Source organism: Streptosporangium sp. NPDC049376 (assembly GCF_044466505.1).
In the GTDB taxonomy this organism is placed as follows: domain Bacteria; phylum Actinomycetota; class Actinomycetes; order Streptosporangiales; family Streptosporangiaceae; genus Streptosporangium.
This window is the reverse complement of sequence record NZ_JBITMT010000002.1, coordinates 810,230-825,736: the sequence shown is the minus strand read 5'-3', so window position 1 is coordinate 825,736 and position 15,507 is coordinate 810,230. Positions and strand designations below refer to the sequence as shown.

Genomic DNA, 15,507 nt, shown 5'->3' with positions numbered 1-15,507 from the left:
CTTCAGCGGTTATCAGGGTTCTTCGGGATGTCCAGTACGGCCCACACGGCGCGGCCGAGAGATCCGTAGTCTCGTACGCCCCACTGCCGGGAGTGGCGTGTGACCAGCCACAGTCCACGGCCGCTTATCCGGTCGGGCGGTATCTCCCGGGGAACGGTCGGTGTCCACGAGGGTCCACCGGGGTCGATCACCTGAATGTAGATCCGGGTCTCCGAACCGGTGGCGGTCAGATTCACCTTGTTTCCGTACAGCCTTCCTCTCGTCGAGTGGACGACCGCGTTCGTCACCAGTTCGGAGACGACCAGTTCCGCGCTCTCATATACGGGATGGTCGGTTCCCAGCCATTGACGAAGGCGGGCACGGGCTTCCGAAACGACTTCCGGTGCGAGGGCGAACGTCTCCGCGCCCAGGAGCGTCCAGCGATTGTCTAGACGGGACTCCTCAAGATCCATGATTTTCCCTGCCTGGTCGTCCGTGTTCTCGGATTCGCCTGACCAGATTCGCAGACCACAGCTACAGTCAGTAGTCAAACGGGTTGAACGGGGGATCAACGGTTTTGTTAAACCGTGGCTTAAACAATGGAGGAAGCCTCGATGCCCGGTCTCAAGGATCTCGATCCGGCACTGTCACCAAGTGCCTACTTCGGTTATGAGCTGCGGAAATACCGTACGGCCGCGAAGCTGTCCCAGACGGCGTTGGCAAACAGGATCGGGTATTCGTACGGTTTAGTAAGTATGACCGAAACCGGGCGAAGGGCGCCGACTGATGACTTCGTCAGAAGATGTGACGAGGCGCTCGAACTCGAAGGAGCTCTCAGCCGCCTCAAGGCGATGATCGACAACATGGTCGCCAAGATCCCGCCGTGGTTCCGAGAATGGGTGGAGATCGAGCAGCAGGCGGAAAGCCTCCGGACCTGGGAACCGCTCACGGTCCCCGGACTTCTCCAGACGGAGGGATATGCTCGCGCCGTTCTCAGCGGAAAGCCCGGTGTCTCCTCCGAAGTCGTGGAGAACGCACTCGCCTCCCGAATGGAGCGCCAAGGGGTTTTCCGGCGTGAGAAACCGCCCATGTTCTGGGTGGTCATGGACGAGGGCGTGCTCATGCGCCCTGCGGGCAGCGATGAAGTCATGCTGAGACAGCTTGACCATCTGCTGGAGATGGCCAAACTCCCGCACATCACCATCCAGGTCCTTCCGTACGTCGCGCGTTCGACCACCGGTCTGCTGGGCGGTTTTGTTATTGCACAGACCGTGGGAATGGCCGATACCGTGTATCTGCAATCCGCTCTGCGTGGGCAGACCACCGACCAGCCGAGCGAGGTGAAGGAGACGCTGACGTGGTACGAGGCGATCCGTGCCGAGTCCCTGTCCCAGCGCGAATCCCTTGTTCTGATCGAGGAGAAGAGAAGCAGATGGATGACCTGACCGGCGCCGTGTGGACGAAGTCCTCTCTTTCGGGACCGGATGGCGGCAACTGTGTCGAGGTCGCGAGGCTGTCCGAAGGGCGAGTGGGCGTCCGTGACAGCAAGGACCGCTCTGGTCCCGCTCTGTTCTTCGCCCCCGCTGGGTGGTCGGCCTTCATCACCACCGTCAAGCACGGCCATCTCGGCTAGGCCGTACGTCAAGGACCCCGGAACCACCGGGGTCCTTTGATGGCGGAGTCAGAGAAGGTTCGCGCGGGAGATCAGTCTGATGAGGGTTCTGACGAACCTCTCCGCGGCCTTCGGGGTGAGGCCGAAGTCGTGGGCGGTCTGTTCGACCAGGGCGGGGCCGCTTTCCGGGACGGCGGCGCGGACCGCCTCGATCAGGGGCCGGTACCGCGCGCGCCTGTCGCCGAGCAGCGTGGCCAGCCTTCCGCGGGCCAGCCGTTCCTCCTCGCCGTGGATGATCACCTCCTCCGGGGTCGGCGGGTGGACGTGGGGGAGGGAGGGCTCCCCGAGGTGGACGGCCACGTTGGCCGTGTAGAAGGCGGGACGTAGTTCGCGCAGCCGTTCCAGCGTGTCGCGCAGCAGCCTCCGCGCCGTTCGCACGTCCAGCCCGTGTTCGCCGAGCACCGCCGGGGAGACGGCGAACAGGTCGCGCGTGACGCCGCGCAGCCGTACGACCGCGTCGGTCAGCAGGGCGAAGGCGACCAGGTCCTGGCGCAGCGGCGCGGCCCAGTCGGCCTGCCTGAGGTCGCGCAACGGCTGGGCGGAGGCTCCCCTGGCCGTCGCGACCTTGCGGCGTACCTGCGCCTCCAGGCTGCGCAGCGGGTAGTGGACGAGCTGGGCGCGGGCCGCGCGGATCGCGGCGGGCTCCCCGTCGCTGGGCCGCCTGCGGATCAGCAGGGCCGCGTGGCCGACGTCCTGACGGGCGGCCTCGGGGGAGGCCACCCAGCGGGCGACCGTCTCAAGCTCGCGCACCGGTTCGCCCGCCCGGGTGCGGGGCGGGTCTCCGGCCAGTGCCCTGCGGAGGGGGGCGTATCCGTCGAGCAGGCGGTCGTTCGTCTCCTGCTCGCACTCGTCGCACCAGTGCGTCCCGCTGACCCCGCTGCAGGGACGGCCGCCGTGTCTGGCCCTGCGCAGCGGACCCCGGATCAGGTCCCGCAGCGTGGGGGAGATCAGCGCGTGGTAGACGAGGAAGGCGGCCGAGCGATCGGGGGCGGCGAGATCGCCGAGGTGCATGGTGCTCCTCCGAGAATGACGAAAGGACGCGCTTTTCGGGGCGCGTTCTCATGACGTCGACCTCGACATCCGAGGTCCTCAGAGGGAGCGGAGACAACCGCTCAGGCTCGCGGGCACCGGCCGTTGAACGGCATCAGAATTCCAGCCGGTCCGATCACCGTCAACCGTTTTCCTGATATACGAGAGAGAGTTCGGCGATGAGCGATTTATGGCGAACAATAAGCTCGTCGTCTCCTTTGAGTGGTCCACCCAGTTCGCCGATCGCCCGCGCCAACACCGCCCGCGCGTCGCCACGGCCGTCCGCGCCGTTGCCGGAACGGCCTCGCCGGTCGAGCCTGTCCAGCGCGTGGCCGTGCAGGGCCTCGTTCGCCCGCCGTCCGAGCTCCCGCAGGGCGGGATGCGACTCGCGCATGTCCTTCCAAGCCCCCCAGGGGAACAGCGCCGGTTGGAGGGCGGAGACGGCGAGGTAGACCGCCAGCCCCGGATGGTCGCCGCACGCCGCCGCGATCAGCCCCAGACGCCTGCGCGCGGCGGCCCGCTGTTCCCCCTCCGTCCAGGTGGAAGGGGCGGGGCCGAACAGGTCCTTCTCCAGTTCCTCGATCGCGGGCAGCGACTCGCGCAGCCGGGACGAGCCTCGACCGGCGAGCCGTACGGCGGTGCGCAGGTCCAGCCGGTGGACGGCGCTCGCGGTCAGCCGGGCCAGGACGTGGTCCGCGCCGAGACGCGCCAGGACCGGCCGGCCGCCGCGCAGTTCGGGGGCGGCGTTTCCGCGACCGACCAGTTCCGTGACGTGGAGCGGGCAGGCCGCGGTCAGCGACCACTCCACGCTCGCCGCGATCATGCCGTAGTTCGTCGCCGGAGGCCCGGGGTTGAGCACCAGCAGCAGTTCGTCGATGTCGCGGGGGCTGCCCGAGCCGGTGCGGCCGGTGGGCGCGGCCTCGGACCGCAGCGCGGTGACGATCACCTCGCGGACCCGCTCGATGCCGCCGGAGACGTCCTCGATCACCCGGACGTCGGTGTCGAGGGCGACGGAGGAGGCCCAGCCTGCGAGCGCGTGCGCCCGCCGCGCGGCCTCGGGGCTGGCCGGCAGCCGTAGCCGCGGGACGCCCCTGCGCGGCAGCCGGTCCAGCCGCCTGCGCAGCTCGGTGAGGACCACCCGGATGGCCTGCCGGTCCTCGGCGTCCCTTCGGCCGTCGGCGGGGCCGTCGCCTCTGTCCAGTCCGACGGCCAGGAGTCCGAGGACGTCCCCGCTGCCCAGGACGGGCCAGCCGGTCCTGCCCGTCCTCGCGACGAGCCTGACCCCCTGGTCGCCCCGTTCCCACTGGTCGGCCGCCGTCAGCAGCCCGGGTGGCAACGGCCCCGGCCCCATGGGTTCGGACAGCAGATGCGCCCGGTGGGTCGACGCCCTGGCGTAGAGGTCGGTCAGCGCCTGGTCCCTGAGCAGCCGGACGCAGGCGGCGTCGACACGCTCGTCGATGAGGCGGGCGGTCTGCCTGATCCGCCCGGACAGGTGGCCCTGGTCGTCGTCCCGGGTGCCGAGCGCGGTGATGAGCCGTTCGATCTGCTCCCTGACCCTGACGGGCAGTCCATCCCGGTCGTCGCGGAACAGTTTGCGCAGCCGGTCACCGAACCAGGCCCGCAGCAGGCCGTGGTCGGCGGCCTCGCCACGCCCCAGCCGCTCGAACAGGGCCGCCTGCATGGTGGGGCGCAACTCGGCGAACTTCGCCAGCTCCCCCCGAGTGATCGTGTCGCTCGCGTGCGTCCGCGCGGCGAGCCGGGTGTCCCCGGCCTGCCGGGCGGCCAGCAGCCGCCACAGCTCCCCGTCGCCGGGGTCGGTCTCCGCGAGCGCGTCCCAGAACCGGTGCCTGAGCAGCCAGGACTCCATGTGCCCGGCCATGTCCGGGGGACGTTCCAGCGTGTACGGCCTGCGCGGCTCGTCGATGTGCACGAGGCCGGTGGGAACGCACGTCTCCAGCGCGGCGCACAGGGCGCCCGCGCTCAGCGCGAACGCCCCGGAGCCGTAGCTGATGAGGACCCTCTCCGGCCGGTGCCGTGCCAGCCAGGCCGTCAGGGACAGCGAGGCGGCCTCCATCCGGGGCTCCTCGACCTCGACGACGTGAACCGCGCCGGGATCGAGGCGCACCCCGCACAGTCCCTCCTCGGAGGCGAGACGGGCCCCGATCTCCGTGGCCCAGTGGGCGAACGGCAGGCCGAGGGGGCCGCCCGGGTTGGTCGTCCCCAGCAGGGCGAGCGCGGAGACCGGCGGCAGCGCCTCGAAGAGCTTCCGCAGCGGCCTGCGGTCGGTGCCCGTCGCCTCGGGGGTGTCGTTGAGAACGGGAACCGTCCGTGCGGAGGCGAGCCCCAGGTCTCCGCCACCGACGGCGTGAACGAGCAGCACGCCGTCGCTCTTGTCCGGAATGGCCGCCCCCCGTTCTTATGGAGTCATCTCTTGTTACCACCTTTCCGCCGGGGGCCGTTGGCGCCTTTTCTTATGGTTTCTTCGGGCAGCGCTTTCTTCGGATAGATCCTGAGCGGGGGAGCGGTGGCCTCCAGGCCGGGGAGCGAGCGTTTCGTCCGGATTCTCGGTGACTTCTCGTCCTGCTCGTTCACGGTGAACCACTCGAAGTTCCTGCCCCTCGGATCCGGTGGTGCGGGAACCCCGGGGGGAAACCCGTCCGGGCGGGTGCGGGGGTAGTGCACCGGCAGCGCGGGGTCGCCGCGCGACACCGTGAGCATCGCGTCGCGGATCGTGGACAGCGCCGGAGAGGCGGCCGCCTCCTTCTCGAAGACCCGTCTCGCCTCGTCCAGGACCTTGACGCCGTCGGTCGCGGGAAGGCCGCCGGTGAGGGTTCGGTAGTACGTCGCGTACTCCGCCCCCGTGTGCAGTTCGGTGCCGGTGGGATCGACGGCGAGCCGGACGCTGCCGAAACCGAGCGGGCGGCCGAACCCCAGCCGGTGGAAGTGTCCCTCCGGCAGGCCGAGCAGCCAGGCGAGTGCCCCGAGCTCGTGCTCGTCGAGGTCGCGGACCTCGACGGTGAACCGGAAGACCGTGCCGGGCCGTACCCAGCCGTTGATGGAGCGGTTCTGGGAGTCGCGCTGCTCGGCACCGGGGACGGTCTCGTGGCGTCGCCGGTCCCTGGTCAGCCGGCCGCTGTCGTCGGCGGCCTTCCAGGAACGCGCGTACTCCCGGTGGCGGCCACCGGCCGGAGCCTGTGCCGGGTCCTCGGCGCCGGGGATCCTCCAGTGTTTCCCGGCGTCCAGGCCCGCGTGGTGCCAGTAGACCTTCCTGCCGCGCAGCCCCCGCCCCTGCGCGTAGAGCTCCTCCTTCGGGGTGCCGTCCTTGATCGGCCGCTGGGGACGCTGCCTTGACTCCGCGAGGTAGAACCGTCCCTGCTGCGGCTTGGGGCGGCTGAGGATCGCCAGCGGCAGGCCGTCCCCCTCGAACCTGTCCACGGTTTCCGCGGCGGTGCCGTCGCAGGTGACCGGGCCGACACGCAGCCGTCCCCGATACGCCGAGGGCCGTACACCGGCCCCCTTCGGCGCCACCCACCCGAAAACCCGGTCGGCCGGGGACAGCCGTTCGTAGGAGGGCGCCGGGGCCAGGCCCTCTCCCAGGAGCTCCGCCGGGGCGACGGGGTACAGGTCCCGTGGGATGAGAACCGGATACAGCCGATCGACCCCGCCGTCCACGAGCCTGGCGTAGCAGATGGCGGAACGCCTCAGCCGCAGGTGGTTCTCGTCGTGGAGGTGCGGGCTCCAGGCGAGTCGGCCCGGCCCGTCGCCGACGCGCCGGTCCGGCCCGGCGGGCAGGCCGTCCGGGGTCCGCCTCCGGCGAAGCTCGTCGTCGTGGGCGGCACGGTAGTTCCGGATCAGCGACTCCCAGTTCTCGGCCAGCGCCTTCCACTCCCGGGCGAGGGGCAGGGGAGACGGCTTGTCTCCCGGCGGCAGATAGAGGAACCGCTCGTACCTCTTGCGTTCGACGTTGGGGCCGGTGATGTAGGCGATGCCGCTGACCACCTTCTCCCCTCTTTCCGCGGTGAGCGTTACGGACGAGTCCGCCGGAGCGAAATCAACCACTTTTTCGCCGTTTTTGGTTTTTTTGATCACCGCCCGGAGGCGCTCCATGTGCACAGGAGCATGGAGGTCGCCGTCCGGGTAGAGGTTCTCGCCACTCTCCTTGTCGTACATCTCGAACAACGCGCTCTGGAGACGGAAGAGCGTCCCCTCCCCGGCGACGTACACCGGCACCATGCCCAGGGCGTATCCCGCCTCGCGCCGGAAACCGAAGGGGGTGTCGTGGTCCTCGAAGACGCCGAAGCGGGAGTTGGTCACGGCCTCGTAGGCGGCGCGGAGCATGCCCTTGACCGTGGTCGCGGGCAGGTGCGGGCGGCCGTCGCGGAGCCGTACGGGGTAGACCCGGTGGTCTTTCTCCCCCGTCGAGGCAGGGACGGCGCGGGTGGTGTCCAGGAGCAGGAGCGGGGTCTCCACGGTCAGCGTCACCGCGATCCGGCCGGTCAGGCACCCCGCCCGCAGCCGGTCCCTCGACGGGGGCGGGGCGTCCCCGAACGCGTCGGGCAGGGCGTCCCTGGGGAAGGCGGGAATGAAGGTGTAGGGGTTGAGGAACCCCTCTTCGCCGGTCGTCACGCGATTCCCTTCGCACGATAGGTCTCGAAGCCGATCAGCCGCTCCTCGGCGACGTGGACGTTGCCGTGGTCGTCGCCGACGACGACGTACTCGCGGGTCAGCAACCGCACCCGCCTTTGGTGCCCCTCGGACCGGGGAACGGCCGTCGCCATGGGGACGGTCAGGCGGCCGACCCGGCTGGAGGAGAGCGCGACCCAGCCGGGGCCGGGCGAGGCGGAGTCGTCGACCACGCCCCACAGGAGGTAGTGGTTGTCCAGGGTCGTCAAGGCCTCCAGGTCCTCCACCTCCTCGTCGAACGCGGGCGGGAACGAGGCGCGATCCTCGGCCAGCAGCACCGCGCTTTCCCCCGTCCAGCGCAGCTCGGCCTCCCCGGTGAAGACCCGCGCCTCGTAGACGGCCGACAGGTCGACGACCCCCTCGGGCGTACGGCACGTCCCACCCGTCACCGAGGCGACCCGGTAGGCCGACGGCGTCGTCAGCAGGGCGCACCCGCCGTCGAGGCCGGACGCCTCCAGCGCCCGCGGCAACGTGAGACCCGTGACGGCGGCGGCGCGCAGAACGGTCATGACACCTCCCGTGCCAGGTAGTCGGTCCAGGCCCGTGCCACGGAGGACGCCTCCGGCGAGTTCAGGGCCTGCGGCAGCGTGACCGGCCGTGCCCAGGGCGGGCCGGTCAGGACGATCTCGGCGACCTCGATGTCGCCGAACCCCCGGTTGGCGGAGGCGCCGAGCGGAATCCGCCCCCCGGCCAGGTCGCGAAGGGTGACGAGCAGCAGGGCCAGCGCGACCTCGGAGCCGGAACCCAGGCGGGTGAGGTCGACGGAGAGCCTGATCGGCTCCCACTTCACCGCGTGGGGTTCGAGCACGGTGAACAGCCGTCCGTCGGCGGCTCCGCCGGTCCACCGGTCGAGGGCGACGTGGTCGGCCCGCGCCATCCCCAGGTCCTCCAGCCGGTCGCGGACGGAGTCGGTCAGCGCCCCCTCCCGCGTCTCCTCGTCCCCACCGGACTCTCCGGGGTCGCCTCCGGTGTCCGCCCCGGTCACGGCGTCCCACAGCTCGTCGGGGACGGTCACCAGGGCCGCGCACTCCTCGGCGCGCAGCGCCCCCGCCCCACGCTCCCGCCCGTCACGGGCCGCGCCGAACAGGGCCCGTACGGCGGGCAGTTGGTCGAGCCGGGCACGGAAGGCGGCACTGTGCTCGGCCGCGGAGGCGTCGAACGGCACCGGGAGGCCGGGGACACGCCGCGCGGTGCGTTCGACCAGCTCGGCGTGGTTGCGCAGCACCCCCTTGATCGACCCGCCGGGCAGGACAAGCGTGACGTGACGACGGTCGACCCGGGTGGTGAGCGGCAGGGTGTCGGCGAACAGGCCGCTCGCCCCGGCCCTGACCATCACCGGCGCCAGGGGCCGCCACTCCACCCGGACGTCGAGGACCTCTCTGGCGGGCGGCAGCTCGGGATCGGTCCGGAGCGCGGGTTCGACCCCGCGACGGCGCGCGGGATCGTTCCGCAGTACGGCCAGCAGCCCCTCGGGGGAGTCGAACCGGTCGACGACCAGCTCGAACGGGTCGTCGAGCAGCCGTACCGCGCCCAGACCCCTGCCGGTCGCCGCGCCGAAACGCACCTTCCCCGCACGCAGCGCCGTGAGCAGCGCGTCCATCCTGGCCTCGTCGAGAGCGGCGTCATCGTCCGACTCGATGTCGATCTCCAGCCTGACGTGGTGCCCCGCCGGGACGACGGCCCTGCCGTACAGGAACCCGGGGGCCGCCGCCCCCGTCACCCTGTCGATGCCCACCGAGGGCCGGAACTCCAGGGCGGCGACGTCGAGCGGGGCGGCGGGCAGGCCGTGTTCGTCGAGACGGTGCTCTGTCGTCACGAGGCCGTCGGCGACGACCACGCGGCTGGCGCGGCCCTCCTCGTCCGTCGACCCCCACAGGTCGTCCAGCGCGCCGGGTGAGGCGCCGTCCATCCAGTGCCGCAGGACTCCGGCCAGGGTGGTGCCGGGGACGTACGGCCTGCCCTGGCCGTCGAGCGCGATCGGCAACGGCTCGGACGGGCCGTGCCCCAGGCCGCCGACGTGCAACGGCGTGGTGGTGAGCAGCCAGCCGCGTGCCCTGATCCTGCTGGTGAAACGGTGTCTCGCCCTCGGGTTCATCTCTCGCTCCCGGTGCCCGTCGAAGTCGCCTCGTCGCGGACGTGCGCGGCGAGGCAGGAGTCCATCAGCACGCGCACCGCCTCGTGCCGGAGCTCGGCCCGCAGGCTCTCGATCCCGTCGCGGGTGACGACGAGCCGGTCCTGCGGCAGTTCGAGCAGTTCCCAGACCGTGTCGGGGTCGTTCAGCAGCCTTCTGAGGGCCGTCACCGCCTCCTTCGGCCAGGGGGGCCGTCCCGCCTTGTTCCTGGTGAGCCAGAGCAGTTCGCTCTCCGCGCGGCCGGACGGCAGGCCGCGGACGATCCGCCGCAGCGCGTTGAGCTGGGTTCCGGAGACCCGGGCGGGGACGACCCGGGCACGCGACGCCGGGTCGGCCCTGATCCGCTCGCAGGCCCGGTGGATCTCCGCACGCCAGGCGGCGCGCTCGAAGACGCGTGCCTCCCGGTGTCCCTTCTCGTCCGGCGCGAGCGGCTCGACGGGCCCGACGGGCCCGGCCGGTACGGGAGACACGGACGGGGAGGCGTCGACGGGGCAGAGCAGGACGTGGTGGTCGAACTCCACCTGGCCGAACCCCTCGGCCCTGCGCTCACCCACCCCCGCGGCCCGTACCTCGGTGAGGACCTCCGGGGTGAGTGTGCCGTCCTTCACCGTGAAGGTCAGGCAGCTTCCCTGCGCGAGGCCGTACAGGGTGGGGCGGGGAAGGTTCCACCCCCGGTGCCAGCTGTCGGTGCGCTGCTCGCCGAGAGCGGAGGTGATTCCCCTCCCGGTGGTCCCGGACGTTGGCCTTTCTTCGGTCCCGGTGACCGGCTCCAGCCGTACGCCGGGGGCTCCCGCCTTCGCGAACGCCCGCTCAAGCGCCCGTGCGACGTCACGCGGGTCCATGCTCGGCCGGAGTCTGCGGTCACGGACCAGCAGGCCGGACAGCAACCACATCCTGAGCTCGCCGTCGCCGCGCCCACCCGCCGGGGGAACGCCGGCCGGAGCGCTGACCGGGGTGGCCGTGACCTGGATCTTTCCGTAGTCGTCCTTGGCCGAGCGGCCGATCCGCCAGCGTCCCGCCAGCCGCCTCGCCCAGCCGTCGTCCAGCGTGCCCGTACGGGCCCGCACCTCGGCGCGGAGCACCGTCCCGGTGGCCAGCGCCCGGTAGACGTAGACGCCGCCGACCTCCCGGGTGGGCCGCTGCAGGTCGTCCTGGATGGTGTTGTGCATGCGTACCGTGCCGGCCGGGGTGACGACCGTGTACCTCTCCGGCCCTTCGGGCACGAGGTACCCCTCCCGGTACGGCTTGCCCCTGGACGGCCCGCCTTCCGCCATCTGGTTGCCGATCACCGTGCCGTCCGCGTTCTTCTCGTGCACCAGGACCCTGGGCGCCGGCAGCGTCCCGGCTCCCGAGGGAGACACGGGGAAGGCCGCCGTGACCACCAGGTCTCCGGTGCGGACGAGGGCGTGCGCCCCGCCGCCCAGCCTCCTGGCCACCTCCGGCATCAGGCACCAGCCGGGGAGGTGGTCGGCGCCCCTGACGACGTTGCCGAGCACGGTGGCCGCGACGAGCACCGGCTGTTCCACGGTGACGAGCAGTTCCACGCGCTCCCATCCCGGGCCCGCCGTCCCCGCCGGTTCCGGGCGGTCGGCGACCTCGTGCCGTGGACCGTCCGGTGGCGGAGGGACACCGTCCGGGGGCGGCGGCGTCCACTCGGGGGAGACGCCGGGGCCGTCGAGGGTCATCCGGCAGCGGCCAGGACCACGCCGCCGCTTGCCGCCGATCTGTTCCAGCAACCGTGCCCCGGCGTCCAACAGGGCGACGGCGGCCTCCCGCTGGGCCTCATCGAGCTTGTCGAATCCGTCGATCCTGGCCCGGCCCTCCAAGGTGACGCCGTTCCTGGCCATCTCCTCGAAGCGGAGCATGCCCTCCTCCGCGCCGCCGGTGCGCGGATCGACCGCCACACCCGGCTTGCGGAAGGTCGTCGCCAGCGCGACGTGCGGCCGCTCCCGCAGCACCTCGGCGAGTCTGCCGGGCAGTCGCAGCGGGCCGTCCAGTGTCAGCGCCGCCGGGCTCGACGTCCTGTTCGCCGCCTCCGGGGTCCTGCTCGCGGGGGCGTACTGGCCGCCGAACAGGTATCTCACCCAGGCGTGCCACACCCCCACGAAGCCGCTGTCCAGGGCGTACGCCGCCAGCTCGCAGGAGTCGCGCCAGACGCCGACCAGGGTCTTGGCGGGCACGACCGGGGGAGCGGGTGCAAGGGCGGGCGACTGTTCCTCGCGCTGGACGAGCCGGTCGACGTATCCGGAGGCCCCCCTTCCCGTGCCCACCCCCCAGTCGCTCACCATGAACAACGAGATCGTGAACTCGCCCGTCACGCGTTTCCTCCCTCTGACCTTTCCGGTCCCTCCGGGACGAACGGCCGGGCCGCCAGCACGTCCAGCAGTCTTGTCACGGTTCTCCCCTCGGGGTCGGTCCATGTGAGGCCGCCGTCCCGGGCCAGGGCGAGCAGGGCCCCGGTGCGCACGGCGTCCTTCTCGAAGCGGCGGCGCGCCAGCTCGAAGCGGGACGTCGCGACCTCCTCCCCCAGGCACATCCCCTCGCGCAGTTCGTGCACGAGACCGCCGGGCAGGAGCACCTCCCCCGAGACCGGGTCACGCCGCCGCAGCGCGGCGACCCCTTCGAGCAGGTCCTCCCAGCGCCGCCCGGACGCCAGGCCGTTCGCACAGCCCGCTCCCACGAGGTACGGCGAGGCCGACCGGCCCCCGCCGCCGGACAGGGCGGCCGAGCTTCGGATACGGCCCAGGTCGGGAGCCGAACTCTCGAACAGCGCGACGAACGACAGGGCCGAGCTCCAGCTCTTGACCCCCTTTGCCTCCCTGGTCAGCTCCTCGGCCAGCTCGTAGGCGAAGTGGAAGGGGTAGTTGCGCTTGACGATCGCCACCCCGGCCGCGGCGCTCAGACCGTCGCGCCCGAGCCGCTCAAGGACGGGACGCAGCAGGAGGTCCTCCTTCGTCAGCTGCTCGAAGCGCTCCAGGTAGTGCCGGGCGAAGGACAGCGCGACCGTTCCCTCGCACACCACGGTCAGGTCGTCCCCTCCGATGATCAACGGCAGGACGGGGACGGGTTCGCGGGAGGCGAGTTCGCCGGCGGTGAGCCGCAGCGCGGCGGCGAACGCCCGTTTGGCGCAGCCGTCCACACCGCGGGAGAGGGCGCGCAACCTCTCCGCGTGTCGGCGGTCCCGTTCTCCGGGCGGCAGGGACGCGCCCTCCGCGCTGAGGTCGTCCAGGCCGCCGAAGACCTCGCCGAGGCCGTTGCCGTCGGCGTGGACCACCGCCACCCACTCGGCCTCGAACCCGAGCCGGTCGATGATCCCGCTCATCGTGGCCCGGTCCGTTCCGGCGATGGCGGACATCCGGGAGAGCGCGTTCGGACGTGATACGCGTTTCGCCTCGGACACGGCGGACTCGGGACGGGCGGCCTCGTCCTCTCCCTCGGCGTGCAGGCCCTTCGCGGGAAGCCCGTCCGACGCGCAGTCCGCCACGATGGGCAGGCGGGGGAAGCGCGCCAGCGGTCCCGGCTGTCGTTCGCGCACCGTCGGCAGTCTCCTGCGCGCCTCCTGTACGGCGGAGGCCAACGAACCCTCCTCGTAGTCGACGATCACGCCGCACATGTCCAGCCCCGGGGCGGTTTCCAGCGCGACCAGCCTCATCCGCGTCACCAGCCGTCTCCCGGCCGCTCTGTCCCTGACGAGCACGGTGACGCCGCCCGCGCCCGCGACCAGCAGTTCCGCGTCATGGGTGTCGATGCGCCAGCCGTTCCTGTCGAAGCCGGGGAAGACCTGCTCCAGCGCGTGGTCGGCCCACTCGCCCTCGACCCGGGCGATCAGGTCGGACGCCCCGACGATCTGCCGGCGTTTGCCCGAGGCGAAGATGTAGCGCTGGAGACCGGCTGTGCCGATCATGACGAGGTGCATGTCTCTCCTGTCTCGTGAGGGGGTTCCGTCCCGGGGGAGCGCGGGGGCGTTTCGTGGGAGGGCTCGACGACCCGCACCGTGTGGCCGAACAACCAGCCCAGCGTGAAGGCGACGCTGGCGGGGGCGGCGATGAACAGGCGGTGGGTCAGGCCCGCGTACTGCGGTCTGGCCCGGGTCCAGGCGCGCCACGCCGCGTAGACGTGCCGTACGACCAGTTCGAAGTCGGCGGTCGTCTCGGGAAGGTTGGCCGGGCCACCGTCGACGACCAGCGCGGCCCGGCACCGCGCCCACTCTCCCCGGGTGTCCGCGCACCCCGTGCCCGCCGCGCGCAGCGCCTGGGCGACCATCAGCGGGTTGTCCGACAGGTGCACGACGACGGCGACGGCCCGCCCCTCGGGGTCGCTCTCGAAGTCCGGCTCCTCGACCACCTCGGCCAGTTTCGCCGCCCTTACGGCCTCCGCCGGGCTCAGCGGGTCCTTCAACCGGCCGCTGATCCGGACGGCGGGGAAGAAGTCCGTGTGCGGGCGTTCGGAACGCTGCGGCAGCGTGACCCGTTCCGGGATCTCGTGCATCCCCCGCAGCTCACGCTGGATGTGGAACTTGAACTTCGCGCCCAGCTCGAAGGCGTCGGGCAGGGCGGCGTTGACGTACAGGGACACCGGCGTCGAGGGGTCGGCCGCGGACAGCTCGGTCAGCCGGGCGCTCACCAGCTCGTAGGCCACCTCCAGCGCGTCCTCACGGGCCGCCTCACCCCCGGCGTTCTCCCCGGCTTTCCTTTCGGTGCCGGATCCGGACGCAGGGACGGTCCGCCGTACGGTGAAACAGGAGTCGTGACCACGCCGGGCGTGATCGGACGCCGCGACCACCCACTGGCCGTCCCAGGGGTCCCGCCGCCCCTCCCTCGGCAGGGCGACCACGATGCCGACCCCTTTGCCGCGTTGCTGCCACAGGTTGATCCCGGCGAACACCCCCGCCGCGACCACGCACAGCACCGTCAGGAACGGCCGCCGCTCTCCCAGCCAGCTCTTGATCACATCGGGCAGCGTGCCCGCGGCCACCGCGGCGGCCACACCGGCCAGGGCCGCGACCGCCCATGTGGACGTCCCCGCCAGCACCTCCCTCGCCCTGCCCGTCCCGCTCCTGGCCCGGGGAAGCCCCATCTCCGCACCGCCCCATCCGTCGTTCCCGCCTCTCGTCGACTACTGATGGACGACGGCTTCGAAGGCGTCGTCCATCAGTAGTCGACGAGAGGCGGAACAGGCGGGAGGAAATGATGCGGTTGCGGATCGAGGTCACCACGGGGGCCACCGAACTCGCGTGGACGAAGGTGCTGTCCCCTGGTCGTTCCCTGCTCTACGACCTGCTGACACGTGAGGTCCCCCATCTCGGGCGGCTCCTGCACGCGCGGGGGGCCGGGCCGTACGGCATGGTTCCGCTGGGGCACGGCGCGCCGGTCTTTCCCAGGGCCGCGCGGGTCAGGGGCAGGTACGCCGTCGGCGGCCGGGGACACGTGGAGCTGGGCAGCCCCCTCTTCGAGGCGGTGACCGCGATGGCCCAGGGGATCAAACGGCGGGAGCTGCTGGACTGGGGCGGGGCGGCCTTCCGCATCCTGAACGCCACCCTGGCCGAGCCCCCGGCGTTCACCTCGGGTCGTGCCCTCTTCAGGACGCTCACCCCGGTGGTGGTGAAGGGCGCGGGGAAGGACGAACAGGGTGAGCGTGTCACCCGTCAGGCGTGGCTGCTGCCGGCCGACCGGGAGTTCCCGACGTGCTTCCAGCGCAACCTGCGGCGCAAGGCCGAGACGCTGGGCCTGGACCCGGAGGTTTCGCTGACCCGGATCACCTGGGTCGGCGCCAGGCGTTCCTTCTCCGTCGGCTCGACGGGCCAGGTGCGGGGCGGCAAGTCCGGCGCGCCGGTCGAGGTGGAGCTGACCGGCCCGCCGGAGACCCTCCAGGCGATCTGGAGCTGGGGCCTCGGCGAGGCCAACACCGCGGGTTTCGGCTGGATCGCGGGGTGAGGGGTTCGCGCGCGGGCCCGGGCCCCCCGGCCCCCGGGGCGGAACCGGGGGGGGGCCCCGGGGGCGGGGGGGGCGCGGGG

At 71.8% G+C, this 15,507-nt stretch carries 12 protein-coding genes; 3 read left to right on the top strand and 9 right to left on the bottom strand.

The window, feature by feature from the left end:
* Window positions 1–2: 2 nt before the first annotated feature.
* Entirely contained in the window at window positions 3–452 is a 450-nt protein-coding gene (locus tag ACIBVQ_RS09120; RefSeq protein ID WP_399176590.1) for an ATP-binding protein, read from the bottom strand.
* Window positions 453–593: 141 nt separating this feature from the next.
* Here ACIBVQ_RS09120 and ACIBVQ_RS09115 point away from each other — a divergent pair, with 141 nt between their 5' ends.
* Both ACIBVQ_RS09115 and ACIBVQ_RS09110 read left to right on the top strand, forming a co-directional pair.
* On the top strand, window positions 594–1,424 hold the full coding sequence (locus ACIBVQ_RS09115; RefSeq protein WP_399176588.1) for a Scr1 family TA system antitoxin-like transcriptional regulator: 831 nt from the start codon (window positions 594–596) through the stop codon (window positions 1,422–1,424).
* On the top strand, window positions 1,412–1,612 hold the full coding sequence (locus ACIBVQ_RS09110) for a DUF397 domain-containing protein (RefSeq protein ID WP_362916266.1): 201 nt from the start codon (window positions 1,412–1,414) through the stop codon (window positions 1,610–1,612). Before ACIBVQ_RS09115 ends, ACIBVQ_RS09110 begins: the two co-directional genes overlap by 13 nt.
* Before the next feature lie 48 nt (window positions 1,613–1,660).
* Here the strand turns inward: ACIBVQ_RS09110 and ACIBVQ_RS09105 are convergent, their stop codons facing one another.
* From ACIBVQ_RS09105 to ACIBVQ_RS09070, 8 genes are all read right to left on the bottom strand, one after another.
* Complete coding sequence (locus ACIBVQ_RS09105) at window positions 1,661–2,662, bottom strand: hypothetical protein (RefSeq protein WP_399176586.1); 1,002 nt, start codon at window positions 2,660–2,662, stop codon at window positions 1,661–1,663.
* A 160-nt stretch (window positions 2,663–2,822) separates the two neighbouring features.
* Window positions 2,823–5,060: a hypothetical protein gene (locus tag ACIBVQ_RS09100; protein WP_399176584.1), complete on the bottom strand. Its 2,238-nt coding sequence runs from the start codon at window positions 5,058–5,060 to the stop codon at window positions 2,823–2,825.
* Window positions 5,061–5,104: 44 nt separating this feature from the next.
* The gene (locus tag ACIBVQ_RS09095) at window positions 5,105–7,306 is read right to left on the bottom strand and encodes a TIGR03986 family CRISPR-associated RAMP protein (RefSeq protein WP_399176582.1); all 2,202 of its coding nucleotides are present in this window, start codon (window positions 7,304–7,306) and stop codon (window positions 5,105–5,107) included.
* Entirely contained in the window at window positions 7,303–7,872 is a 570-nt protein-coding gene (gene csx19 / locus ACIBVQ_RS09090) for a CRISPR-associated protein Csx19 (protein WP_399176580.1), read from the bottom strand. The genes ACIBVQ_RS09095 and csx19 overlap by 4 nt, the downstream gene beginning before the upstream one ends.
* A complete protein-coding gene (locus ACIBVQ_RS09085) occupies window positions 7,869–9,458 on the bottom strand; it encodes an RAMP superfamily CRISPR-associated protein (protein WP_399176578.1) in 1,590 nt (529 codons plus the stop codon). Before ACIBVQ_RS09085 ends, csx19 begins: the two co-directional genes overlap by 4 nt.
* Entirely contained in the window at window positions 9,455–11,812 is a 2,358-nt protein-coding gene (locus ACIBVQ_RS09080; RefSeq protein WP_399176576.1) for an RAMP superfamily CRISPR-associated protein, read from the bottom strand. The genes ACIBVQ_RS09085 and ACIBVQ_RS09080 overlap by 4 nt, the downstream gene beginning before the upstream one ends.
* Window positions 11,809–13,410: a Cas10/Cmr2 second palm domain-containing protein gene (locus tag ACIBVQ_RS09075; RefSeq protein ID WP_399176574.1), complete on the bottom strand. Its 1,602-nt coding sequence runs from the start codon at window positions 13,408–13,410 to the stop codon at window positions 11,809–11,811. The genes ACIBVQ_RS09080 and ACIBVQ_RS09075 overlap by 4 nt, the downstream gene beginning before the upstream one ends.
* Window positions 13,395–14,570 (bottom strand): hypothetical protein, encoded by a 1,176-nt coding sequence (locus tag ACIBVQ_RS09070; RefSeq protein WP_399176573.1) that lies wholly within the window; start codon window positions 14,568–14,570, stop codon window positions 13,395–13,397. The genes ACIBVQ_RS09075 and ACIBVQ_RS09070 overlap by 16 nt, the downstream gene beginning before the upstream one ends.
* Before the next feature lie 110 nt (window positions 14,571–14,680).
* Here ACIBVQ_RS09070 and ACIBVQ_RS09065 point away from each other — a divergent pair, with 110 nt between their 5' ends.
* The gene (locus ACIBVQ_RS09065; RefSeq protein ID WP_399176571.1) at window positions 14,681–15,427 is read left to right on the top strand and encodes a CRISPR-associated endoribonuclease Cas6; all 747 of its coding nucleotides are present in this window, start codon (window positions 14,681–14,683) and stop codon (window positions 15,425–15,427) included.
* The last annotated feature ends 80 nt before the right edge of the window (window positions 15,428–15,507 follow it).